The organism is Halocynthiibacter sp. SDUM655004 (assembly GCF_026015885.1).
GTDB lineage: Bacteria > Pseudomonadota > Alphaproteobacteria > Rhodobacterales > Rhodobacteraceae > Falsihalocynthiibacter > Falsihalocynthiibacter halioticoli.
Genome location: NZ_JAPDUG010000001.1, coordinates 996,101 through 1,019,831, shown reverse-complemented (window position 1 = coordinate 1,019,831; position 23,731 = coordinate 996,101). Strand labels below are relative to the sequence as shown.

The window sequence follows — 23,731 nt, the reverse complement described above, 5'->3', positions numbered from 1 at the left end:
TTAGTAAGCTATTGTGCGGCTGCCCTTGCCCGTAGCTTAGGGCAGCCAATTTTCTTGTACAACGGCAAAATCACCCTGCCGTATTGCCAAATCGATTAGGAGTCTTCCGGTTTCACGCGGTTTTCGACGATTTCGTCGATCAAGCCCCAGTCTTTTGCCTCTTCGGCAGACATGAAGTTATCGCGCTCCAGCCCGTCAACAACAGCTTTGAGCTTCTGCCCTGTGTGCTTCACATAGATGTTGTTCAAACGATCCTTGAGCTTCTGGGTTTCCTGCGCGTGGATCATGATATCCGTCGCTTGCCCCTGATACCCGCCGGATGGCTGGTGAACCATGATCCGGCTGTTCGGGAGGGAGAAACGCATGCCTGGTGCGCCCGCGGCAAGCAACAAGCTGCCCATAGAAGCGGCTTGACCAACGCAAAGCGTGCTTACCTTGGGTTTGATGTATTGCATCGTGTCATAGATCGACAAACCCGAGGTTACAACGCCACCGGGGCTGTTGATATACATGGAGATTTCCTTTTCAGGGTTCTCCGCCTCAAGGTGTAGAAGCTGCGCAACGACAAGCTGGCTCATGCCGTCATGCACAGGGCCGTTTACAAAGATGATCCGCTCCTTCAGGAGGCGGGAGAAAATATCATAGGCCCGCTCGCCACGGCTCGTTTGCTCGACCACCATGGGGACGAGGTTCATATATGTCTCTACTGGATCGTTCATATTCCGCCTGCCTGCTGTTAAGCGTTTCAATCAAACGCGCATAAATATCCTCATGAGTCTTATGCCCGCATCACACGGGCTGCAAGACCTGCCCCCGACTTTCACGGCGACTTTCCCTGCCATCACGCATTATTGCCCTGATATCAGCCAATTCTTATCAAATTGGAAACGCCGCCGAGGTTTTCCGAAATACGCCCTTGCCGCGCCAATTCGCCTCGGGCAGGAAAGAGGCATGAGCAAACTGATCCTCTTTAACAAACCCTTTAATGTTTTGTCGCAGTTTACAGACAAAGGCACCGAAGGCAGCGCGCGGCAAACGCTTTCGGATTATATCGACGTGCCGAATGTCTATGCGGCGGGACGGCTTGATAAGGACAGCGAAGGGCTGCTGTTACTGACGGACAACGGGCGGCTTCAGGCCAAGATCGCAAATCCGAAATTCAAAATGCCCAAGACCTATTGGGTACAAGTTGAAGGGGAGCCTGATGACGCCGCGATTGACGCACTCCGCAGCGGCGTAAAGCTCAAAGATGGGATGACCCGCCCCGCCGAGGTGAAACGGATCGATGAACCGCCCATTCTGTGGCCCCGCACGCCGCCTGTCCGGTTTCGAAAAACCGTGCCTGACAGCTGGCTTGAGCTTACAATTCGCGAGGGGCGCAACCGGCAGGTCCGGCGCATGACGGCCGCAGTCGGCGCGCCGACACTGCGGCTCATCCGCTATTCCATCGGCGAATGGTCGCTTGACGGGCTGGCCTCTGGCGACTGGCGCGAAGCCTAAACCGCGAGCCCCTCCGCATCAAAGAAATGCAGGCGTTTTGGATCAAACTCTAGCCCGACGCGATCACCTGATTTCACCTTTGTGTCGCCCTCAACGCGTACGGTGATCTGGCCGCTTGCGCCTCCATCCACAATCACAAATGTATCAGCGCCAAGGTACTCCAAAACATCAACAGTGCCATCAAGCGTGCCTTCGCCAGCCTTTGTGAAGCTGATGTGCTCGGGCCTGCACCCGACCTGTACAGCCGCCCCCGCGCGATCATACGCGCCGCCGCCGGTGCCACCGATGGTATAGCTTTTGCCCGACACTTCGCAGGGCATAACGTTCATTTTCGGCGAACCGATAAACTGCGCCACGAAGAGGTTTGCCGGATTTTCATAAAGCTCACGCGGCGTGCCAACCTGTGCGATATAGCCGCCGTCCAGAACCACGATCCGATCGGCCAAAGTCATGGCTTCGGTCTGGTCGTGGGTTACGTAAATCATTGTTGCCGCAAGGTTTTGATGCAGCTTTGCAATCTCGTAACGCATATCGACACGCAGGCTCGCATCAAGGTTCGACAAGGGCTCATCAAAGAGGAAAGCCGTCGGTGCACGCACAATAGAGCGGCCAATGGCCACCCGCTGCCGCTGCCCGCCAGACATATCCTTTGGGCGTCGATCCAAGAGCGGTTCAAGCTTAAGGATACGCGCGGCCTCGTTCACTTTTTCCTCGATTTCGGCCTTGGGAGCGCCCGCTGTCTTGAGCGAAAAACCCATGTTGTCGCGCACCGACATATGCGGATAGAGCGCATAGGATTGGAACACCATCGACAGGCCGCGTTTGCTCGGCGGATCGGCGGTTACATCATTGCCATCAATCAGGATCGCACCGCGCGATGTTTCTTCAAGCCCGCCGATCATCCGCAACAGCGTGGACTTACCGCACCCTGACGGCCCAACGAAAATGATGAACTCTCCATCCGTTATCTCAAGATCCACGCCCTTGATCACCTGCAGATCGCCGTAATATTTCTCAACGGCCTTAAGCGTAATGGCTCCCATTAGAACCTCCCTTTCGCATGTGGTCCGGCCCATGTCAGCCAGATTGCCGCCGTCCAAGTGAACACATCACCGCCTTCGGGAGCGCCATCGAGCGGGCTAAAATACTCATAAAAGCCGTGCTCGGCGATCAGCTCCTGCGTCTCCTTTCGAAGGCGCTCAGCGGTTTTGATGTGGCCCTGTTCGTCTAACCCGATACCGATAAGCGTATTAACCATGCCCCAGACAGGGCCGCGCCAATATCGTTTGGGGTTGAAATGCTCGTCCTCTGGATCGTTTGACGGCACGCCGAATTTAACCTCGTCAAGGATACGGTTAAGATGCCCAAGCATCCGATCACCACTCATCCCCGAGTACCACTCAAAGAAAGACGCGGAACTGAGTGAGTCCGTAAACTCGCCCGTTTTTAGATCAACAGAGTCATAGAAGCCCTTGGGGTTCCAATGATTTTCGACACCCGCTTCGAGGTCTTTGATCCAACCTTCGATCTCTGCGGTTTCGTGATCAAGCTCTAGAGCAATGTGCAACAAGTCGCGACACGCCCGTAAGAAAATGAAGGTAATGCCCACATCCGCCACACGAAACAGCCCCGTCTTGGCGATCCTCTCTTCGTTCCAACCGCAATCTCGGTTGTGATAAACGATCTTGAGGTAACGGTCGTAATCTTCCTTTTTGGGGCGCATTTCCGGATCAACATGATCGGTGTCTCGCCGATGGTATTCGCCAACACCGGTTGGGTCGATATTGGCCATTGCCTTGTCCCAATCACGCGCGTTGTCACGGCCGCTTTCCCATGGGTGGGTAATGGCGATCATCCCCCGCTCCATGCGGTTCTTGATGAACCAGCGGTGCCAAGACACCAAACGGCCATAGATCAACTCCATATGCACGCGGCCATAGCGCTTGTCCGCTTCATAGATCGAGCGGATCATCGTAGCGGCCACAGGCGGTTGCGAGATGCCCGACGTATGCGGCACCCGCGGCACATCCCAAACATCCGGCCCGGGGAAATACCCGTCTGCCCGCTTGTGGAAAATGATGTGCGGAAGCATGCCGTTGTCCCACTGTCCGGTGAACAGTGTATGGATTTCAAACCATGCGCGTTTCACGTCAAAGGTCGAGAACCCCCACGCGGCAAAACAGCTGTCCCAGTTCCATTGATATGGATACAGCCCCGCCGTTGGAACCGTATAGCCGCCGCGATCATTCCGGCGCAGAATCTTGCGCGCTTCACGGTCAATTTTGTCGAAATTCATAGTCTTATCCTTTGACTGACCCGGCGGTGAGGCCCTTGGTCATGAAACGTTCTAGCCCGAGGAACAGCACCATAATCGGCACAGTTGCGATAACCGCACCGGCCATGAGGTGCTGCCTCGGTATTTCGGAAGAGTTGAGCATCGCCACCCCGCGAGTGAGCGTGAATTTTGAGGGATCATCCAGCAGCATGAAAGCGAGCAGAAACTCGTTCCACGCGATCATGAACACATAGAGAGACACAGAAGCCAGCGCCGGAAGCGACAGCGGCAACGTGATTTTCCAGATCACCTGAAGGCGGCTGAGGCCGTCCATCAACCCCGCTTCCTCGACCTCGCCGGGGAGGCCACGGAAATACCCCTGAAGCATATAGAGCGCCACGGGAATGGTTGTGACCGGATAAATCAGCAGGATGCCAAAGATCGAGTTTCGGAGGCCAATCATCGAGAAACCAATATAGATTGGCAGCGCAAGAACGATGAGCGGCACCATATAAATCAGCAGAATTGAACGCGAAAATGCCTTCTGCCCCTTAAACCGCAACCGCGCGACGGCGTAAGCACCGGGGACCGAAAACGCGAGCGTGATCAATACGGTCATCACAGAGACAAACAGCGACGTAAGCAGGTAGCGGTCAAAGTTGAAATCCGCAAACAGCTCGAAATAGCTCCGGAAAAGGCCAAGGCCTTGGCTCCAATCAAGGCTGAAATCCAGCGGGTTTTGCAACAACGCCTGCTGGCTTTTCATGCTGGTCATAACCATGACGTAAAACGGGACAACAACGATTACCGTGAAAAAGATATAGCCCACACCAACCAAGAAACGCAGAATTGCCTCTTCAAACTCGTGGCGGGTTAGGTCTCCGGCCGGACACCCCTTGAGGATCGTCACCAATGGCCAAGCCACAAACAGCCCGCAAGCCGCACCACCCAAGAGCGTCGGCGCTAGCGGCACCCCTTCGCCCACGACGATCGGCCCAAAACCTACGCCCGCCACCGCAGCAAAGACCACAACAGCCGCCCCGATCACAACAGACCGCCCGAGGTAGAGTACCGCTGCCCCGCTTGCCGCGCCAAACACCAGCGCCCAAAGCGCGGATGGTTTAAACGGTGCGCCGGTCATGAAGCTCATCGCAACCGTAACAGTGATCGCAATAACCACCGCCCAGAGCGCGCCAAGCAAAGGCGCCGTAACATATCCAAAGCGCATATACCTCATGGCGTAACCTTTTGTATTTCAGCAGAGATTTCAGTTGGAACTCGCGAGAGGATCATGCGCCTTCCTCCTGATTGATGTACCGGAAGAACAGAACTGAGAAAATCAGCAGTACAGAGAACACCACAACAGCAACCGCCGCCCCCGCTCCGATATTGCCCACCGCAAAGGCCTGTTCATAGACATTCACCGTCAGCGTGCGGGTGCCCGCATTGCCGCCCGTCAGGAGGAAAATGTCGTCGAATTTATTGAAGGTCCAAATGAACCGCAGCAGAAACAGCACAGACAAGATGCCCAGAAGCTGCGGCAAACTCAGGTACCAGAATTTCTGGAATGGGCTCGCGCCATCCATATCGGCGGCCTCGAACATGCCTTCGTCAATGGATTGCATCCGCGCCAGAATAAACAGGAATGAGAGCGGGAAATAGCGCCAGATTTCGAACACTGTCACCATCACAAGCGCTAAGGGTTTTTGACCAAAAAAGTTGATTGGCCCCTCGGTTACGCCCATCTGAATCAAAAGCGCGTTGGCGCTTCCGGAAAAGGGATCAAACAGCGTCACCCACGTAAAGGCCACCGCGATAACAGGCGACACATAAGGGAAAAGGTAAAGCCCCCGCAAAACTCCCTGCCCTTTGAAACTCTTGTTCAACAACATGGCCGCAAAAAGCCCGAACACGAGCGCGCCTATGGTGCCGAACACCGTGTAAAACATCGTTACGCCAAGCACGCCCCAGAATTCGGAGCCATCGAAAACACGCGCGAAATTCTCTAGCGTGAATGAGAAATTCGTGAGAATATTGCTTGAGGTCCCGGTGACCACAGCCTCGGTTTCATCAAGATCGGGGTCGGCATCTATAAAGGCTTGGGAAACAACCACATCCAACGTGAAATCATCGCGGAAACCGCCTTCGATATCACCAGCTGTACAGGTCAGCAGGCTGCCTGAAATCTCGCAGCGCGGATCGACAGATGTGATCTCAAGCCCCTCTGGCAGAACATCGGTAAAGCTCACCCCTGTTATCGGCTTGTCTTGGCTTGAATTTCGCACCCGATAACGCAATGTCGCCTCGTCTCCGTCAACCTTGGGGCGTCCACGTAGGCTCTCGTTCACAATCGGAACAGGAGGGCGCAAATCAGCAAGCCCCACCGGCTTGAAACTAATCCAGAAAATCGACAACAGCGGCAGGATCACGACCATCGCAACGCTAATCAACGTCGGGGCCAATAAGCCCCACGCCAACCGTGCCTCGCGCTTGGCCAAGGGGCCAGCGGCGGGCGGTGCGCTGTGGTTTGCGGTGTCGGATGTTTCCATTTCAGAGGCTCCTTGGGGACGTATGCCGATGGCGGGCAAAGGCGCGCCATCGGCTCTTTTGTTGACTTGAGTGAATTGGCCTAGTTGATCTTGGCCAGTTCCTCATTCAGAGCAGCAACCGTCGCGGCAGCGTCGCGCTCACCGTCGATATATTCGCGCACGAGGCGGTTGATGACTTGGCTGTTGATCATCTTGGACGCGAGGCCAAGCTGCCCTTCGGCAACACCCCAACGCTGAGCAACGTCAAGTCCACCAACGATTTCCTCAATCATTTCTGCTGCATAAAGCTCGCTCAGCGGCGCTTTACGATCAACGCCCACGTCAAGCTTGGACCAGCCATCTACAAAGGCGCTGGCGTTGTCGGCATTGCCACGACGCACAGGGAATTTACCTTCAGGCGCAATCGACAGCGTCGACATGTAGCCGTCGTCCATCGAGAACTTCACGAAATCCATCGCAGCATCCGTGTCAGCATCCGAGGTAATCCCGAAATAACGCACATCAGCCCAAGCCGCGCCATCGGCATTCGATGGACCCGCAAAGTTGGTCACGATACCTGTGGCTGCTGCAAGATCTTTGGTGGTTGGGTCATCGTTGATTGTGGGCGGAGCGGAATCCCGCAGACCAGCAAGCTCGTCCAGAATGAACGGCGACCAGATAATCATCGCGGCCTGACCCGCGAAATAGAGCTCGCGGCTCTGCTTCCAATACAATTCACCGGGAGGGGATGCCTCTGCGATGGCCTTGTAGAATTCCAGAACTTCAATCGTCGCGGCTTCATCCAGCGGTTGGAACCCGTCAGCTCCAACAGGCGACACACCATTGGCAAGGAACACATGCTCAAGCACCTGACTCATGAAGCCTTCGTCGATTTTTGTTGCTGCCACAAAGCCATACATCTCTGGCGGGTTGTGCAGCGCCTCTACGGCGGCAAGCACATTGGCGTATGTTGTCGGTGCTTCAAGGCCGGCTTCGTCAAAGAGGTCTTTGCGATAAACGACCATTTGCGTCCAGCCATCAACCGGAACCGATGCGGTGCCATCCTCGACCGCAGCGAGCGAGAGCGGACCTTCGGCAAATGTTCCTGCGCCAAGCTCGTCAATCACATCTGTGGCCGCGTCAACGTCAAGAATACCAGCCTCGACCCAAGGCAATGCATAGGACAGCGGATGGTAGATCACGTCAGGCAAATCGCCCGCAGCGAAGGCCGCGGTGGCCCGTGTTCCGAGGTCTTTTTCCTCAACAGGGATCACCTCAACTGCGGTTCCTGTTGCCGCTTCAAACTCGGCTGCCATTGTTTGCTGTTTCTCAAGACGCTCCGGCTGGGTTTCTGTTGTCCAGAACCGGATATCCGCCGAGGCCGACACGGCCCCAAGCGCAAGCGACATTGCCGCTCCGAGCATCAAGGCTCCTGTTTTTGTTGAATTTATCTTCATTGAAAAGTCCTCCCTTTTATGTGTTTTGGGTTGAGTTTTGCCGCAAAATTACGGCCAGTTCTTCGGATGTGACCTTTGCAGGCCCGTCAGAGTCACGCGCCACCAAGGCAGCCACATCGGTTTCGCGTAGCCCCTCGACCGGAGAGCCGAGGAGCCGTGCAATCAGTAAATGAGCCAGACGATTTCCAGCCTTGTAGGTATCAACAGCAAAGGTGGTGAGCTGCGGGCGAGCGAATGCGCCTTCGGCAATCCCGTCATAACCGATCACCGAAACTTCCTGCCCTGCTGTGAGGCCAAACCGCCGCAAAGCGCGAAATACGCCGAGTGCCGCGCGATCCACCGCACAGATGATTGCTGTCGGAGGTGAATCTTGGTGTAGAAGTTCAAGCGCTGCGGCTTCGCCCTGCTCTTCTGTGACGGCCCCTTGGCGAAGAAGCGCACTCTCACGCGTCATGCCCTCTTGATCGAGGCCCGCGTAATATCCCGCAAGGCGCAGTCGACTGTAGTAATACTCGACCCCGCCATTGATAAAGGCGATCCGACGGTGCCCAAAGCTGACAAGCCGCGCCACCGCATCGCTCATCGCTTCCCCGCCGTGGATGTCATACCACGCGCAATCCTGCGGATCCTGAGTTCGGCCATAGAGCACAAACGGAATTTCGAGCCGCCGTAAAAGATCAACGCGCGGGTCGTTCGTATAGGTCCTTGGAATGATGAAACCATCGGCCTTGCGCTCCTCAGACAGGGATTTCAGCGTCGCGAGCGTGTCTTGCATCGTCGTTGCGGCACCTACCGTCAGCGTCCAACCTTGGGTGCCAACCTCATGGGCAATCCCCGCAAGGAAATCCGCCAGCATCGGGCTGTGTCCATCATATTCGCCGGTTTGCAGAACAAGACCGAGGCTGCGCACGCGCCCTGTTCGGATCGCCTGCGCGTGGCTCAAGGGCCGATAATCCATCTGCCGCGCCATGTTCTGAACCCGAAGCCGCGTGCCTTCGCTGATATCGGAATACCCGTTCAGCGCCCGCGAAACCGTCCCTTTTGCCATGCCTAGTGCATTTGCAACGTCAGAGATCGTCGTACGACGCGCACCCGCCGACGAAACCGGTTTCGGTTTCATCCCAGCGGTCATTTGGGCATGTGATGCCGATTTGTGCGTCGTTTTTTTGTGCAAACTTCAGACTCCCCGTAGCTAAACGCTGATTTCCGAAACCGGTTTCGGCAAGGGTTTTGTTGAGGTTTCCGTGGGTTCACCAAGGTTTTCGGAGCGAAATCGGGGCAAAATCCCAATAATTGCACAGAAAATCCGCATCTAAAAAAGGCCTGTTCGGGTAAATTTCACCCTACAAACTGGCCCTATCCACACATAGTGCTGCACAATTATTGGGCAAAAAAGGGCAGTAAGCACGTGCTCTCCGGCCTTAAGAGGCCCCAACGCCAAAATGATTCCAACTTTGATTCGAAGCCGTCCGGATGCAATTCAGGCACAGGCGATCAGGCATCTCGCAAGCTGGCGCGACTTGCCCTTTCAATGCACAGAACTGCGGCCTATAAGGCCCCAAAAGCCACAGGAGACCACCATGCGGACGGCAAAGATTACGCGCAAAACGGCAGAGACCGACATTACTGTTGAGGTAAATCTCGACGGCACAGGCCTCTATGACAACCAGACCGGCGTGGGCTTTTTCGATCACATGCTGGACCAACTCGGCCGCCACGCGCTGATCGACCTCACCGTACGCGCGACTGGGGACCTGCACATCGATGACCACCACACCGTCGAGGACGTGGGCATCGCAATCGGCCAAGCTCTGACCCAAGCCCTCGGAGACAAGAAAGGCATCCGCCGCTATGGCTCCTGCCTCTTGGCGATGGATGACGCACAAATTCGTACAGCGCTTGATCTATCGGCGCGGCCATTCTTCATCTGGAACAACGATATGCCAACGCCCAAGATCGGCACCTTCGACACTGAATTGGTGCGCGAGTTCTTTCAGGCGCTTAGCACGCATGGCGGCATCACGCTCCACATCGATCAGATGCACGGTTTCAACAGCCACCACATTGCCGAGGCCACGTTTAAATCCGTGGCCCGCGCGTTGCGTGAAGCTGTGGAAGTTGACCCGCGCAAATCAGACGCCATCCCCTCAACCAAGGGCGCCCTTTAATGCGCACGGCGATCATCGACTATGACAGTGGCAACCTGCATTCGGCGGAAAAAGCGTTTCAGCGCATGGCCGCCGAAACAGGCGCAGGCACCGTCGTTGTAACCTCCGACCCTGCTGAGGTGTTGGCAGCGGATCGTGTTGTATTGCCTGGTGACGGCGCGTTTCCTGCGTGTAAGGCCGAATTATTCGACCACACGGGCCTTTTTGAGGCTTGCGAGGAAGCGGTCATTGCAAAGGGTCGCCCGTTCCTTGGGATTTGCATCGGAATGCAAATGCTCTCGACAACAGGCCACGAATACAGGGATACGGCAGGCTTTGACTGGATCGGTGGCGATGTTGTGAAAATCACGCCCTCTGATCCAACACTCAAAGTGCCGCATATGGGGTGGAACAACCTCGTACTTGATAACCCACACCCGGTTCTTGAGGGCGTCAACGAAGGCGATCACGCCTATTTCGTCCACAGCTATCATTTCCGTGTAAACGACCCCGCTCATCGCCTCGCGCATGTTGAATACAGCGGTGATATTACAGCGATCGTCGGGCGGGATAACCTTGTGGGCATGCAATTCCATCCAGAGAAATCACAGGCGACAGGCCTGCGGATGATTGCAAACTTTCTAAACTGGAAGCCCTAATCGAAAATCGGCCCGCATCAACCCGCAGGCCTTTTCTGTAATGGTCGAACAGTCTAGTCCACGCGTGTCCATGTCTGCTTCTTGCAGATTGGCCCGATACAACCAGAAACCTTGAGCGTGTCACCACTCAGCGCCATTTTGGAGCGGTATACTTTATCTTTGGACGGCTGCCAGATCTTTCCGTCTTTATAGTTTCCGCCGCCTTGGGCAACCATATCCCATACCAGCGGTTTGCCGATTGTGTCAGATTTAAACTCCCCCTCGGCACGGAATGTCCGCGAAATCACACCGCAAATCTTGTCACCACAGGGCGCCAACGTGACGTGCGCAAAAGCACCCTCATCTTCCTGTGTCTTCCACACCCCCGCAACAGGGTCTGCCAAAGCACCTGTGGCCGCAACAACAAGCGCCGCAAGGCTTAATCCAAGCTTCTTCATTTGATCCTCCTCAATTTCCGCTACTTTGCCCTTGGCATGCGAATCCGATCAAGCCTGACGTGGGGTCGCTGTAAATATCGGCCTAATGCCGCAAGGTTTTGCAATCTGTTGCGATCCATGCCAAAAGCGCGCGAACCCTGCCCTGTTCGCGGTTTATGTGGCGACGGGCACACAGAATATTCCAAGAGGAACCGCCATGATCCTGTACCCCGCTATCGACCTCAAAGACGGCAATGCCGTGCGCCTGTTCAAAGGGGACATGGACCAAACGACCGTGTTTAACGAGAACCCCGCCGCACAAGCGCTCGAGTTTGTCGAAGCGGGTTGCGAGTGGCTACACCTCGTTGATCTCAATGGCGCATTTGCAGGCGAACCCGTAAACGCTGCCCCCGTTGAAGCGATCCTTGAGCAGTGCAAAGTTCCCGCACAACTTGGCGGTGGCATCCGCGACATGGCGACGATTGCCCGCTGGATCGACAAAGGGCTGGCGCGGGTCATCCTCGGCACCGTAGCCGTTGAAAATCCTGATCTTGTGCGCGAAGCAGCGCGCGAGTTTCCCGGCAAAGTGGCCGTTGGGCTTGATGCACGCAACGGGCGCGTGGCCACCCGTGGCTGGGCCGAAGAAACCGATGTGATGGTCACCGACATCGCCAAATCCTTTGAGGACGCAGGCGTTGCAGCCATCATCTATACCGACATCAACCGCGACGGTGCGATGCAAGGCCCCAACGTTGAGGCAACAGCAGCTCTGGCAAATGCGGTCTCGATCCCTGTGATAGCTTCAGGCGGTGTAAGTTCTCTTGCTGATCTTGAGGCGCTTAAAACGTGCGGCGCAGAACTCAACGGCGCGATCTCTGGCCGTGCGCTCTATGACGGTGCGATCGATCTTAAGGAAGCGCTGAAAGTGCTGGCCTAAAGCAGCGCAAACCTCTGGCCCGCATTGCCGCTTTACCGTATGAGTGTCACAGCACGACAACCCAAAGAGCTACAACATGCTAAAAACCCGCATTATTCCTTGCCTTGACGTTGCCGAAGGGCGCGTTGTGAAGGGCGTCAACTTTGTTGATCTCATTGACGCGGGCGATCCGGTTGAAAGCGCCAAAGCTTATGATGCAGCGGGCGCAGACGAGCTGTGCTTTCTTGATATCAAGGCCACCCACGAAAACCGTGGCACCATGTACGACCTTGCGCGCCGCACAGCAGAGCATTGCTTTATGCCACTAACGGTTGGCGGCGGTGTTCGTACCCGCGAAGACGTGCGCAAGCTGTTGCTGTCCGGTGCAGATAAGGTGAGTTTTAACTCCGCCGCCGTGGCCAACCCAGATGTGGTGGCCGATGCGGCCAATCATTTCGGCAGCCAATGCATCGTTGTGGCAATTGATGCGAAAACTGTGTCGCCGGGAAAATGGGAAATCTTCACCCACGGTGGCCGCCGCGCCACGGGTATTGATGCGGTTGAATTCGCCAAAACCGTTGTGGCCAAGGGCGCAGGTGAAATTCTTTTGACCTCGATGGATCGCGATGGAACCCGTGCGGGCTTTAACCTGCCCCTCACCCGCGCCATTTCCGATGCTGTACCGGTTCCGGTGATCGCAAGCGGCGGGGTCGGAACGCTTGATCACCTCGTTGATGGCGTGAAAGAAGGCGGCGCATCCGCTGTTCTGGCCGCATCGATCTTCCATTTTGGCGATTACACAATCCGTGAAGCCAAGGAACACATGGCCGCCAATGGCATAGACGTGAGGCTCGACGCATGACCCAGATCACCAAACTCGCCCAGACTGTATCAGAACGCGCAAAAGCGGATCCAACCGAAAGCTGGACAGCCAAGCTCCTTGCCAAGGGGCCGGAAAAATGCGCCGAAAAATTTGGCGAAGAAGCCGTTGAGGCGATCATCGCCGCCGTCAAGAACGACCGCGAAGAACTGATCTGCGAAAGCGCGGATGTGCTCTTTCACCTCCTCGTCATGCTGGAGGCGCGCGGCGTCACACTGGCCGAAGTAGAGGCCGAGCTCGCGCGCCGCGAGGGCACCTCCGGCATTGCCGAAAAGGCCGCCAGATAAGGCAACACACCAAAGAAAAAGCGCCCGATCCTTGGGGAAAGGACGGGCGCAAGTGTGGAACGAGGGACAGTGAAATGCTCGGGCGTTCCAAACCCTAGCTACAGTATAAGTTGTGTATCGCAGCCTCTGGTTTAAAGAGTTCTCAAGTTTTTGTGATATTACCGCTAACGGGAAAACCGTTTAGCCGAGCGCACTTGGCCAATGCGCATCGGCTTTCTTAACATTTTCGGAGATGTCCTGACGCCACGCATCGCGCACCGCGAGATTATAATTCAGATAGAGTTTGCCATCGTGGATTGTCCAAGTATCAGGCTCTGTAGGGGCCACTGCGCCCTTTGACATCGCGAATGCGCAATAGCCGCCGTACTGCGGCTTGTAACGGTGAGGATCTGCCATGAACATCTCGAGGTTTTCCATGTTCGCAAGCACCCAAACCGCGCCTTCCCATTTCACCTCATAGCGCGTGTCACCCATCACTGGAGCGCCCTCGGTGAAATACGCCACTGGGTCAAATCCGTTGATCGCAACACCGCCGGTATTGAACACATAATTATGGTCGTGCGCGCGCAAAACAGATGCGCCGCCTAATAGCGGGGCAGCAGAACTTAGAGCAATAAAATGGCGGCGTGTAAGCATATCAAACCTTTCGTTAACGTAAGGATGACGTTTCACGCAGAAAATCCAAGCCCCCTCGCAAATCTGTGACCGCGCGCGAGTGCTCTGACAACCAAATTATGGGCGCACAGCGTATAGCGCGACGGCAGCAGCGTTGGACACGTTGAGCGAACCGAAATCCGAGGCGTACGGAATTTTCACAAGCATATCAACGGTTTCTTTAGTTTTCTGCCGCAGCCCTGGCCCTTCGGCGCCGAACACCAGCGCAATGGGGCGGTCGATCTTGCCTTCAACTGCAGTTGCAATATCAGTCTCCGCCTCACCGTCCAGACCAAGAACGAAATAGCCCATTTGTTGCAAAGTCGTAATGGCATCAGCGAGATTTCGGATGCGGAGATAAGGTTGGCGCTCCAGTGCGCCAGATGCGGTTTTAGCCAGCGCACCAGTTTCGGGTGCGGAATGGCGCAGGAGAGAGACAACAGCCCGCGCACCGAAGACCTCTGCCGAACGCAGAATCGCCCCGACGTTATGCGGGTCTGTGACCCGATCAAGCAGAACCACGCGCGGCACCTGCCCGTCTGCAGCCATGCAGGCCTCCTCAAGGGGCCCCCAATCCAGCGGCTTCACCTCAAGTGCGGCCCCTTGGTGGACAGACTGCGGATCGATTGGCGCTGTGAATTTACGCGGGTCCACGATTTCCGGAGTGATTCCCGCAGCGTTGATTTCGGCCTCAAGCTTGTTGAAGGCGTTTTTCGTCACTATAAGGCGCAATCGCTCGCGGTTGGGATTGACCAAAGCATCACGCACCGCGTGCAGACCAAACAGCCACACCGTTGCATTGGCCGAAGCCCGTTTTTCCTGCTCTTTTTCGATCACCCACTTTGGTTTTTGCATGGTCATTCGCCTTTGTTTACGTGCGCGGCGGACAATGCGCAGAGCCCGCGTGCAGATGCAAGGTATTTTCCTGTTGACGCCCTAATCACAGGCGGGTATCCCCTCCCTCGTTGGGCGACAGGCCGCAAGGTGTGGCAGGGGACTGTAACTCCCTCGAGGCGACTCACGCCTGGTTCGATTCCAGGGTCGCCCACCATTTAGATCAATGTGCGAAGGCAAATTCGCCGCCGCAATGATCCGCAAAAAACAGCCGCCTTCGGGCGGTTGTTTTGTTTTTAAGGCTATCTTTTCCGATTGCCAGCGCCCCTGCGAAAACAGAGGCGCGGCACTAATCCTAGTTTTCCGCCTTGAGCAGCGCGCCGATCTCTTTCCACTTCTGCTCGAAGACTTCCGGCGTGTCGCGAATCTGTTCAAGAAGCGCGTCAATCTGATCTTTGGTGTCCTGCGCAAGCGTGCTGTCATTAACCGCATCTGTGGCCTTGTTATAATCAAAGCCGTTCTCGGTCAGGATACCCTCCTGCTCCCATTTCTCGACAAGCCCCGTAACCTCGGCACTCATCTGTTCAACAGTCATACCGATGCTCTCAGCAAACTCAGCGGCAGTCTCTTCCATTTTGGCTTGCAGGTCTTTACCCGCCATCGTCGCGCCGTCTTTAAGCGCCTCTTGCGCTTCCTTGGCGGCATCTCCGGCGTCATTCAGCGCCTTTTCAATCCGCTCGGCGGGCGTTGGCTCTGGCTTGGTCTGCCAGTAATAGACGCCGCCGACAACTGCGGCGCCGATAACGATTCCAAGAATAACTTTCATCATAACTTACGTACTCCTTTTTCCGCGCGAAATTGCACGGCTAAGATTTTTTGCGCGATCTGAGCGACCTGCGCCGTGGCTTTACTTTGGTCTTTTTGGCCGGCTCCGTTTTGGCCGCTGCCTTAGTCTCCGCTTGCTCTTTCGCGGGTTCTGGCTTTGGCTCTTTTGCGGGTTCCGGCTCCTTGACGGGCTTTTTTGCGAGAGCGAGCTTTCCATCCCACGGACCTTCCGGAATTTTCGGAATTTCCGTATCTGCGATATAAGACGGCGTCATGATCTGGGTGCTGTTTTCGTTGAAAACCTCAACGATGTGTTCATGCAGATCAGATCTGATTTTCGGCAGCGACATGCCCCGTGTTGTAAACGCGTTGATTTCATAGTTGATCGCATAATCCCCAAGCTGGGTCCAAAGCACGAACGGATCAGGATTTTTCAGCAGCCCCTTGGTGCGGAAAGCCGCTTCCTTGAGCATGGCCACAACCTTCTCTGGCGGTTCCTCATAGCCGATCCCAACCGTGGTATGTACAAGGATGCCGCGGCCGTCCACGTGGCGCGTATAGTTCACGATCTCGGAGTTCAAAAGCTGCGCATTGGGGATCGAGATCATTTCGTTCTTTGTCGACTTGATCAGCGTTTCCATCAGTTTGATTTCAACCACATCGCCAACCTTATCGCCGACCTGAATGCGGTCACCGATGTTGGTACTGCGCCGGTAAATCACGAACAGGCCCGCCATCATGTTGCTGACAACGGTGTTAGACCCGAGCGAGAGCATCACACCCGCCAGAAGTGTCAGCCCTTGGAAGGCTGCTGAATTCGACCCCGGAATATAGGGATAGGCAAAGACCAGCGCGATCATGATGATCACAATGCGCACCAGAAATAGAGTTGGAGCAATCCATTGTTTCTCGAAGGATTCGATCTCGATCAGGCCGCTTTCCATATTGTCGAAAAATAGCTTCACCCCCTGAAGCGTAAACCGCGCTACGATGAAAATGATGATCAGCGTAATCAGGCTCGGCATGTAGTCCATGATACCGCGCACGAGATTTATTAGCGGATCAGAAACGGTAGAGAGTAGAACCTCGGCGATCATCCGCGTCTCGGCGAAGGAGATCAGAACAAAAGAGAGGAAGTAATAGAATAAGATCAGATAAATGACCCAAAGCAGCAGGTTCATCAGATAACTCACCAGCGCTGCAATGGCGCGGGTTCGGACCATAGATTTTGTTACTGTCTCAAGGTCTTTCGACTGTTTCTTAACCACGCGGCCAACAGCATTGACCACGCGTTTGCGGCGGCTGAAAAAGAAATAGGAGATAATCAGGAAGCCAATAGTATAGGCCACGGCTTCCTTGGTGCTTTCCACCCGCGCCGTATGGGAGCGACGGCTTCGATACTCCAGAATAGCAGCCTCAATCCGCTCGGCCTGGAGCGCCGCAAGAAGCTCCTGCGACAGTTGCTCGTATTCGGCATCAATCGGCGCCACAACGGTGACCATCTTGCCATTAACTATGATTTCCTTGCCGAATTCACCATCGACAATTTGAATATCTACAGTCGCGGAATCCGAAGCTTCAGCGGCTTCAATTAGTCGCTCTTCAACCCGTTTGGCGCGATCGTCCGCTGGCAGCACATGCGAGCCGCGCACAACAAACAACTCCTTGCCATCCAGCTTTACGTTTGCAGCAAACTCCGGCGTGACCTGCCTGTCTTGTGGAAAGTCGGTGGTGTTCGGGGCGTCCTGTGCAAAGACAGGCGCCAAGAACAAGAGGAACACCATCAATACGGTGGTGACAAATGTCGCCAACCATGCGACTCCGCGCATCGGGGGTTTCGCCTTCATCGCGGCTGCTACAACACCGGCGCGATCGATGGCCCGCCCCGCTTCGCATGCCATGGCCGTTTGATCACCACACCGACGATAGGTTGATGTGGTGATGTTGGCTGCTCCGTTGGGGGCGGACTTATGCATACGCGTTACTCCGAAATGATATGGACATCCCGTTGTGGGAACGGAATTGAAATTCCCTTTTCGTCGAATTTCTCTTTGGCTTGCCCCATCATATCCCAGTGGAACGCCCAATAATCATCGGTCTTGGTCCATGTCCGACAGAAGATATTCACCGAACTGTCGCCAAGCTCACCAACAAAGATTTCCGGTGCAGGGTCTTTGAGGGTCGCCGGATGCGCATTGACCAGTTTTGTCAGCTCATCAATCGCCTGCTGTGCATCGTCGGAATAACCGATCCCGAATACCATATCGACACGCCGCGTATTCGAAGCGGTAACGTTGGTAATAACATCGCCCCAAATCTTGCTATTGGGCACAACAACCACCTTGTTATCGACAGTTCGCAAACGCGTTGAAACGATCGACATGTCATCAACCGTACCTTCAATACCAGCCGTGATAATGTAGTCCCCAGTATCAAAGGGCTTCAGCAACATAATCATCAACCCGCTCGCGAAATTGCTCAGCGTATCCTGCAGGGCGAAGGCAACAATGAAAGACAAGCCACCAAGTACAGCGAACAGAGGTGTCACATTCACGCCCATAAAGCCGAGCACGACCATAATGCCAATTACAACAACGGCCCAGTAAACGATTGTGCCGATAAAATTGCGCAGCAGGCGTGAAACATTCGGCACAAGGTTCATCTTGCGATTGACCAAGTTGCGCACGAAACGGGCAACGAAGCGCAAAATCCAAAACGCGACAATACCTGCAACAATGATCAGCAGGATTTTCAAACCACCATCAAGCGCGATGAGCCAATCACCGGCACCACGCAACAAGGATTGCAAATCAGTGGTTCTCAGGGTCGCCAAAGATACCGCAGACATATAGTCTTCGTGCACTTTGATTTCGTCTGGGTTACCGCCTTTGTCTTCCCAACTGCTCAGAATGTCTTGATACTTTTCGAGCGTATCGGCCATTGCCGATGTTTGGGTTTCCAATTCGGCGCGGAGCGCATCGGCTTCTTTACCGCTTGCAACTTCGAGTTTGGAGTTGGTTCCGCTCACCACAACCAAATCTTGCTTTAAAACGCCCTGCCAAATGTCAGCCGCGGAGGACAGTTCCGCAGCGGTATAGGGCAGCAACAGGAATTTCATCTGTCGATGGTCGGCGGCTTTAATTTCGGCAACAGCGGCCTCGATCTTTGCCGATTCCGCATCATCACCCTCACCCTCTTGTGCCAGTGCTGGCATAAACAGAGAAAAGGCCAAGAAAAACGACAGTAAGAGAGTTTTGGTAAGGGATAGTAAACGCAAGGAATTGCTCCAGAAAAACATAGGACTATCCCCTGACCTTGGCACAAAGTGGCCGCGAGGCTCAAGTGGCTGTCAAAGGAAACTCACGCCCCTCCAAGTAAACCAACCGTTATCACACACGCAAAAGGGGGAGCCGAAGCCCCCCCGATCTATTTCGCCATTTTCTTTCAGTACTCTAAAGGGAGGCCTAGAAAGGAGAGTCAGGGAAATAGAAGTCTGCTGCGTTCTCAGGTGTGATCAATGTCGCGCCGAGAATGTAACGACCAGCAACCGGACCGTTCGATTTGAACGCGTTGACTGTTACGTCCATCGCAGTTGCGATCATCGAAGGCGGATAGAGAACGTCAACTGGGATCAGTTCGTCACCGTCCATGATGGACTTGATTGTTTCTTTCATGCCGGCACCGCCAACAACGAACATGCCGTCGCCATCGCGACCAGCTTGTTTCAGAGCAGCAACAACGCCGATTGCGATGTCATCGTCCTGCGCCCAAACAGCGTCAATGTCAGGGAAGCGCGACAGGAAGTCCTGCATCACTTCAAAACCATCGTCACGGTTCCAGTTGGCGTGCTTGTGATCGAGAACATTGATGCCGGAGCCTTCGATTTCGGCCATGAACGCATCAAAACGCTCGTTGTCGATCAGCGTTGGAATACCGCGAAGAACAACGATGTTGTCGCCTTCTTTGAGGCGCGTCTTCATGTATTGCGCAGACACACGGCCAAGCTCTGGGTTGTTACCCGCAACATAGATGTCTTCGATGCCAGGCTGGCTCAGACCACGGTCAACAACTGTGATCAGCGCGCCGGTTTTCTTAACGTTAAGAACCGGATCTGTGAGCGGCTCGGACTCAAACGGAAGCACAACAAGCGCGTCAATCTGGTTCACGGATACAAGGTCTTCGATCGCCGAAGCCTGTGCACCTGGATCAGGCGAGTTCACAAGCACAAGATCAACGTCAGGATAGAGCGCTTCAAGACGCTTCTCTGCCTGCTCAGCGTGCCAGTTCATACCCGCAGCCCAAGCGTGTGTTGGCGTCGGATAGGATACACCAATGGTGATCTTGTCATCAGCGGATACGGCGCTAGACAGCAGCATCGCCCCCGTTGCGGCTACCGCAAACAATGATTTTTTCAATGTCATAGTCTTCCTCCCTAGTTATGGATGGGCCGGATTGGCCCGTTTTCTGCGGTGTGACGGTTGACCGCCACTTCTCGCAAAATCTCTGTTGTCGTTATTCTTTGGATGATTTCCGGCCCCAATCGGCGCGCTGCAACCAAACCGCCACAATGATGATCAGGCCCTGCATCGTTCCGTTTAGGTAGTTGGAAATCATATCGGTGAAGTTCAGGATGTTGCCGATGGTCGTCAGGATAAGAGCGCCCAGAATGGTGCCTCCGATCCGGCCATAGCCACCCTTAAGTACGGTTCCGCCAATGATCACCGCGGCAATCGCTTCAAGTTCCCAAAGCACACCCGTTGACGAGGATGCCGACCCAAGACGCGGCACATAGATGATCGTCGCCAGAGCCACACAGAGGCCTTGGATCACATAGGTCCATGTTTTGATACGGTCGACCTTGATCGCGGAATAGCGCGCCACGGCTTCGTTGCTACCGATGGCCGTGCAATAGCGACCAAACGCTGTGCGGTTAAGCAAAATCCAACCGGCAATCGAAACTATGATGAACACCCAAACAGGGATCGGCAGACCAAAGAAAGCTTCGTAATAGACAGGGCGATATGTACCGCGCAGGTCAAAATCGAGGCTCAATGTGCCACCATCCGCGAAATAGGTCACGAGCGAACGGAAAATCCCCATGGTGCCGAGCGTTACGATAAAGGCTTCGATCTTCCCTTTTGTCGTCAGGAACCCGTTCACCCATCCCGCACCAAGTCCGAGAATAACACTACACCCGCAGCCAAGAAGAACAGTTGCAACCCCCGTGCCGAGCGTTTCGACCGCGTTGTTCATCACGATAATCATGATCCCCGCGATCACCGCCGCCATGGACCCAACAGAGAGGTCAATGCCGCCCGCCGTAATCACAAAAGTCGCGCCAACTGCGATAATCCCGATAAAGGCACTCCGCGTCAGCAAGTTGGTGATATTGCCCTCGCTCAAGAAGGCCGAGTTTAGCGAGAACCCGATGATGCACAGGATCAACAGTGCAATCGCCGGCCCCATCGTCTTGAAGTCAAAGTTCCGCAATCTGCTATTTTTGGTTTCGCCAGCCGTTGTCTCAGCCATGGTGTTTCTCCCCTTTCAATCCAGCGGCATAGCGCACGATTTCTGTCTCGTTGATAGCGTCTCCGGTGAGCGCGCCCATGATTTGGCCGTCACGCATCACAAAAACCCTGTGACACACGCCGATGATCTCGGGCATCTCCGAAGAGATCACCACAACGGACATCCCCTCCGCCGCAAGTGCGGCAATAAAATGATAGATTTGCTGTTTGGTGCCCACGTCGATGCCGCGAGTCGGCTCGTCGATGATGACGATCTTCGGGTCGGCTTCCATGATCTTGGCCAGCAACAGCTTTTGTTGGTTGCCGCCAGAAAGATCGCCTGCTTTGACCTTTGGATCACGTGCGCGGATATCAAACCGGCGGATACCCCGCGCGAGCGCTTCCTGCTCTGCGTCACGGTCAATCATGAAGCCTTTTACAAAGCGCGGCAGCGCCAGCAGCGTCATATTAGGGCGCATTTCCTGCTCTAGCAGTAGCCCTTTTTCCTTACGGTCCTTTGTAAGATAGCAAATCCCAGCGTCCCGCGCATCGGCCACAGAGGCGAACCGCACTTCCTCGCCATGCACACGAATAACGCCGCTATCAATATCCTTGAGCCCGCAAATAGCTTCGAAAACTTCTGTCCGGCCGGAGCCGATCAGCCCCGAAAATCCCAAGACCTCGCCTTTGCGCAGATCAAAGCTCACGTTGCGAATGTTTTGCGTCGTCAGGCCCTCGATCTCAAGAACGCGCTCAGCATCCACATCCGCTTCATTCATCGGCGGATACAGATCGGAGAGCTCGCGCCCCACCATCATCTGCGCCATCGCATCAAGCGTGAACTCACCTGTTGGTTTTGTTGCAATCCATTGACCGTCGCGCAGGATCGTTACGCGATCCGCAATCGCCTGCACTTCTTGAAGCTTGTGAGACACAAACATGATTGCGGTGCCTTTTGCCTTGAGCTTCTCGACCTGCGCGAAAAACACTGTGGTTTCCGCTTCGGTCAACACAGCGGTCGGCTCGTCCATAATCAGGACCCGCGCATTGCGGCTCATGGCTTTGACGATCTCGACCATCTGCTTTTCCGCAATCGACAGGCTCGAAATCCGCGCCTTGGGCGAAATATCAAGACCCACGTCAAGGAACATCTTGCGCACGGCTTCAGTCATGGCGGCACGATCAAGAAAGCCGTTGCGGCTCTGTTCGCGGCCAAGGAAGATGTTCTCTTCAACCGTCATCTGCTCGGCAAGGTTAAGCTCTTGGTGGATCAATACGATCCCCATGTCCTCGGCCTGCCCGTTTGGCGGAAGGGTAACTTCCTCACCATCCACACGCAGCGTTCCAGAGGTTGCCGGATGAAAACCGGACAGCACTTTCATCAAGGTGGATTTGCCAGCACCATTCTCACCAATCAGCGCATGAACCTCACCAGCACGAAGATCAAAACTCACTGAAAACAGAACCGGAATGGCTCCGAATGATTTGCTGACGCGCTCTGCGGCGAGCACGGGCGTTTCCGCCTGCACGCTATCCAGCATTACTTTTCCTCCCCACGACACCCCTGTCTCCCGCAGGAAAGTGCCGACTATGAAAACCTTTTCAGAAATAATGTAAACCTTTTCATGGCGACCTGTAAACCTTTTCATTGGCGTTTTACGACACAACGGATATGATGCAGGAAAAGGCAAAGCCACCAAGGCTTTCATATTGAAAACATTGAATGTTTTTTGAAAGTAGATAAGTAGAGGCCGCGTAAACCGTGGAGCAACAAGCCCCAAAACCCGCGACAATCGAAGATGTCGCCAAGCTTGCCGGAGTGTCGATCGCAACCGTGAGTCGGGCGATTCGAACGCCTGAAAAAGTAGCAGAAAGCACCCGCAAAAAGGTGACGGCGGCCATTGCTCGAACAGGGTATACCGCCAATGCCATGGCGCAAAACCTTCGGATGCAACGATCGCAAATGGTCATGGTTCTGGCGCAGTCAATCTCGGACCCCAACTTCCCCGGTATCCTCACTGGGCTTGAGAAGGTCGCGAAATCCCGCGGTTATGGTGTTTTGATCGGCAACACAGAGGGCGATGTCTCGCTTGAAGAGAAACACTTGCGGTTTCTCTCCACAGGTATGGCCGATGCACTGATCTTGCTAACGGGGCACCTTCCTGTCGCAGGGTGGCTTCAGAGCCCAACGGCCAACTTCCCGCCAATGGTCGCCGCCGCCCGCCCCGTCAACCGCCCCGACATCAGCTATGTGGGCGTTGATGACGCCGCCGCCGCCAAGGTTGCAACGGATTACTTGATCTCTTTGGGGCATGAGCGGATCGTCTATGTCTCTGGCCCAGCAGGGGATGCTCTTTCGGAAAACCGCCACCGCGGCTATTGCGACGCGCTCTCACAAGCCTATGATCAAAGCTCCGTCTGGCGCATTCAAGGCGACGGCACCACCGAAGGCGGGCGCAGCGCAATCGAGCGGCTCTTTATCCGCGATACGCTGCCAACTGCCTTCTTCTGTTACAATGACAACACCGCCATTGGCGTAATCGCTGCGCTTCAGTCGCGCGGGTTTGATGTCCCGCATGATTTCTCGGTCGTCGGCTTTGACGACATCCCCTTTGCGAGCAACATAACCCCGTCCCTCACGACAATCCGCCAACCGCGCAGCCAGATTGGCGAAATCGCTATGGCGCATCTGCTGGATTTCCTGCCGACACGTACGATTCCCGTCGACACATCTCTTTTGCATGGTGATTTGATCGTACGTGGCTCCTGCTCGGTTCCGCGCGTCACCGAGAAGCCATAAGCCACGCTCTCATAGAAATTCCGCTGCAGTTCAGGTTTTCGGTCGC

23 protein-coding genes and 1 tRNA gene are annotated in these 23,731 nt (G+C 55.0%); 8 read left to right on the top strand and 16 right to left on the bottom strand.

Going from position 1 to position 23,731, the window contains the following annotated elements:
* Positions 1 to 95: 95 nt before the first annotated feature.
* Complete coding sequence (locus tag N9C89_RS05040) at positions 96 to 719, bottom strand: ATP-dependent Clp protease proteolytic subunit (protein ID WP_263952744.1); 624 nt, start codon at positions 717 to 719, stop codon at positions 96 to 98.
* 232 nt (positions 720 to 951) lie between these two features.
* On the opposite strand from N9C89_RS05040, the gene N9C89_RS05035 reads away from it, so the two are divergent.
* On the top strand, positions 952 to 1,500 hold the full coding sequence (locus N9C89_RS05035) for an rRNA large subunit pseudouridine synthase E (protein WP_263952743.1): 549 nt from the start codon (positions 952 to 954) through the stop codon (positions 1,498 to 1,500).
* Here N9C89_RS05035 and N9C89_RS05030 read toward each other — a convergent pair.
* The 6 genes from N9C89_RS05030 to N9C89_RS05005 all read right to left on the bottom strand — a co-directional run bounded on the left by N9C89_RS05030 (position 1,497) and on the right by N9C89_RS05005 (position 8,880).
* Entirely contained in the window at positions 1,497 to 2,543 is a 1,047-nt protein-coding gene (locus N9C89_RS05030) for an ABC transporter ATP-binding protein (protein ID WP_263952742.1), read from the bottom strand. The genes N9C89_RS05035 and N9C89_RS05030 overlap by 4 nt on opposite strands.
* A complete protein-coding gene (locus N9C89_RS05025; RefSeq protein ID WP_263952741.1) occupies positions 2,543 to 3,796 on the bottom strand; it encodes an MGH1-like glycoside hydrolase domain-containing protein in 1,254 nt (417 codons plus the stop codon). Before N9C89_RS05025 ends, N9C89_RS05030 begins: the two co-directional genes overlap by 1 nt.
* A 4-nt stretch (positions 3,797 to 3,800) precedes the next feature.
* Positions 3,801 to 5,012 carry a carbohydrate ABC transporter permease gene (locus tag N9C89_RS05020; protein WP_263952740.1) on the bottom strand — a complete coding sequence of 404 codons (1,212 nt, stop codon included), beginning with the start codon at positions 5,010 to 5,012 and terminating at the stop codon, positions 3,801 to 3,803.
* A gap of 52 nt (positions 5,013 to 5,064) precedes the next feature.
* Entirely contained in the window at positions 5,065 to 6,324 is a 1,260-nt protein-coding gene (locus tag N9C89_RS05015; RefSeq protein WP_263952739.1) for a sugar ABC transporter permease, read from the bottom strand.
* A gap of 80 nt (positions 6,325 to 6,404) precedes the next feature.
* Positions 6,405 to 7,760, bottom strand: coding sequence for an ABC transporter substrate-binding protein (locus N9C89_RS05010; protein WP_263952738.1), 1,356 nt, complete (start codon positions 7,758 to 7,760; stop codon positions 6,405 to 6,407).
* Between the two features lie 16 nt (positions 7,761 to 7,776).
* A complete protein-coding gene (locus N9C89_RS05005; RefSeq protein ID WP_263952737.1) occupies positions 7,777 to 8,880 on the bottom strand; it encodes a substrate-binding domain-containing protein in 1,104 nt (367 codons plus the stop codon).
* A gap of 460 nt (positions 8,881 to 9,340) precedes the next feature.
* On the opposite strand from N9C89_RS05005, the gene hisB reads away from it, so the two are divergent.
* Complete coding sequence (gene hisB, locus N9C89_RS05000; protein ID WP_263952736.1) at positions 9,341 to 9,928, top strand: imidazoleglycerol-phosphate dehydratase HisB; 588 nt, start codon at positions 9,341 to 9,343, stop codon at positions 9,926 to 9,928.
* The gene (hisH, locus tag N9C89_RS04995) at positions 9,928 to 10,566 is read left to right on the top strand and encodes an imidazole glycerol phosphate synthase subunit HisH (protein ID WP_263952735.1); all 639 of its coding nucleotides are present in this window, start codon (positions 9,928 to 9,930) and stop codon (positions 10,564 to 10,566) included. The genes hisB and hisH overlap by 1 nt, the downstream gene beginning before the upstream one ends.
* A 53-nt stretch (positions 10,567 to 10,619) precedes the next feature.
* Here the strand turns inward: hisH and N9C89_RS04990 are convergent, their stop codons facing one another.
* Positions 10,620 to 11,003, bottom strand: coding sequence for a DUF2147 domain-containing protein (locus N9C89_RS04990; RefSeq protein ID WP_263952734.1), 384 nt, complete (start codon positions 11,001 to 11,003; stop codon positions 10,620 to 10,622).
* Between the two features lie 196 nt (positions 11,004 to 11,199).
* On the opposite strand from N9C89_RS04990, the gene hisA reads away from it, so the two are divergent.
* The 3 genes from hisA to N9C89_RS04975 all read left to right on the top strand — a co-directional run bounded on the left by hisA (position 11,200) and on the right by N9C89_RS04975 (position 13,065).
* Entirely contained in the window at positions 11,200 to 11,919 is a 720-nt protein-coding gene (hisA, locus tag N9C89_RS04985) for a 1-(5-phosphoribosyl)-5-[(5-phosphoribosylamino)methylideneamino]imidazole-4-carboxamide isomerase (protein ID WP_263952733.1), read from the top strand.
* A gap of 76 nt (positions 11,920 to 11,995) precedes the next feature.
* The gene (gene hisF, locus N9C89_RS04980; RefSeq protein WP_263952732.1) at positions 11,996 to 12,760 is read left to right on the top strand and encodes an imidazole glycerol phosphate synthase subunit HisF; all 765 of its coding nucleotides are present in this window, start codon (positions 11,996 to 11,998) and stop codon (positions 12,758 to 12,760) included.
* A complete protein-coding gene (locus tag N9C89_RS04975) occupies positions 12,757 to 13,065 on the top strand; it encodes a phosphoribosyl-ATP diphosphatase (RefSeq protein ID WP_263952731.1) in 309 nt (102 codons plus the stop codon). The genes hisF and N9C89_RS04975 overlap by 4 nt, the downstream gene beginning before the upstream one ends.
* Before the next feature lie 180 nt (positions 13,066 to 13,245).
* Here N9C89_RS04975 and N9C89_RS04970 read toward each other — a convergent pair whose 3' ends face one another.
* Together N9C89_RS04970 and rlmB are read right to left on the bottom strand one after the other, a co-directional pair.
* Positions 13,246 to 13,701: a YHS domain-containing (seleno)protein gene (locus N9C89_RS04970; protein WP_263952730.1), complete on the bottom strand. Its 456-nt coding sequence runs from the start codon at positions 13,699 to 13,701 to the stop codon at positions 13,246 to 13,248.
* Between the two features lie 96 nt (positions 13,702 to 13,797).
* The gene (gene rlmB, locus N9C89_RS04965) at positions 13,798 to 14,574 is read right to left on the bottom strand and encodes a 23S rRNA (guanosine(2251)-2'-O)-methyltransferase RlmB (RefSeq protein ID WP_263952729.1); all 777 of its coding nucleotides are present in this window, start codon (positions 14,572 to 14,574) and stop codon (positions 13,798 to 13,800) included.
* Positions 14,575 to 14,686: 112 nt separating this feature from the next.
* Here rlmB and N9C89_RS04960 point away from each other — a divergent pair.
* Positions 14,687 to 14,770, top strand: a tRNA-Tyr gene (locus N9C89_RS04960).
* A 138-nt stretch (positions 14,771 to 14,908) separates the two neighbouring features.
* On the opposite strand, the gene N9C89_RS04955 is transcribed toward N9C89_RS04960, so the two are convergent.
* The 6 genes from N9C89_RS04955 to N9C89_RS04930 all read right to left on the bottom strand — a co-directional run bounded on the left by N9C89_RS04955 (position 14,909) and on the right by N9C89_RS04930 (position 22,426).
* Complete coding sequence (locus tag N9C89_RS04955; protein ID WP_263952728.1) at positions 14,909 to 15,382, bottom strand: hypothetical protein; 474 nt, start codon at positions 15,380 to 15,382, stop codon at positions 14,909 to 14,911.
* Between the two features lie 37 nt (positions 15,383 to 15,419).
* Entirely contained in the window at positions 15,420 to 17,354 is a 1,935-nt protein-coding gene (locus N9C89_RS04950) for a mechanosensitive ion channel domain-containing protein (RefSeq protein ID WP_263952727.1), read from the bottom strand.
* A 5-nt stretch (positions 17,355 to 17,359) separates the two neighbouring features.
* On the bottom strand, positions 17,360 to 18,655 hold the full coding sequence (locus N9C89_RS04945) for a mechanosensitive ion channel family protein (protein WP_263952726.1): 1,296 nt from the start codon (positions 18,653 to 18,655) through the stop codon (positions 17,360 to 17,362).
* A gap of 187 nt (positions 18,656 to 18,842) precedes the next feature.
* On the bottom strand, positions 18,843 to 19,799 hold the full coding sequence (locus tag N9C89_RS04940; protein ID WP_263952725.1) for a substrate-binding domain-containing protein: 957 nt from the start codon (positions 19,797 to 19,799) through the stop codon (positions 18,843 to 18,845).
* 91 nt (positions 19,800 to 19,890) lie between these two features.
* Entirely contained in the window at positions 19,891 to 20,907 is a 1,017-nt protein-coding gene (locus N9C89_RS04935; protein WP_394358471.1) for an ABC transporter permease, read from the bottom strand.
* Positions 20,900 to 22,426 (bottom strand): sugar ABC transporter ATP-binding protein, encoded by a 1,527-nt coding sequence (locus N9C89_RS04930; protein WP_263952724.1) that lies wholly within the window; start codon positions 22,424 to 22,426, stop codon positions 20,900 to 20,902. Before N9C89_RS04930 ends, N9C89_RS04935 begins: the two co-directional genes overlap by 8 nt.
* A 221-nt stretch (positions 22,427 to 22,647) precedes the next feature.
* Here N9C89_RS04930 and N9C89_RS04925 point away from each other — a divergent pair, with 221 nt between their 5' ends.
* On the top strand, positions 22,648 to 23,685 hold the full coding sequence (locus N9C89_RS04925) for a LacI family DNA-binding transcriptional regulator (RefSeq protein ID WP_263952723.1): 1,038 nt from the start codon (positions 22,648 to 22,650) through the stop codon (positions 23,683 to 23,685).
* The last annotated feature ends 46 nt before the right edge of the window (positions 23,686 to 23,731 follow it).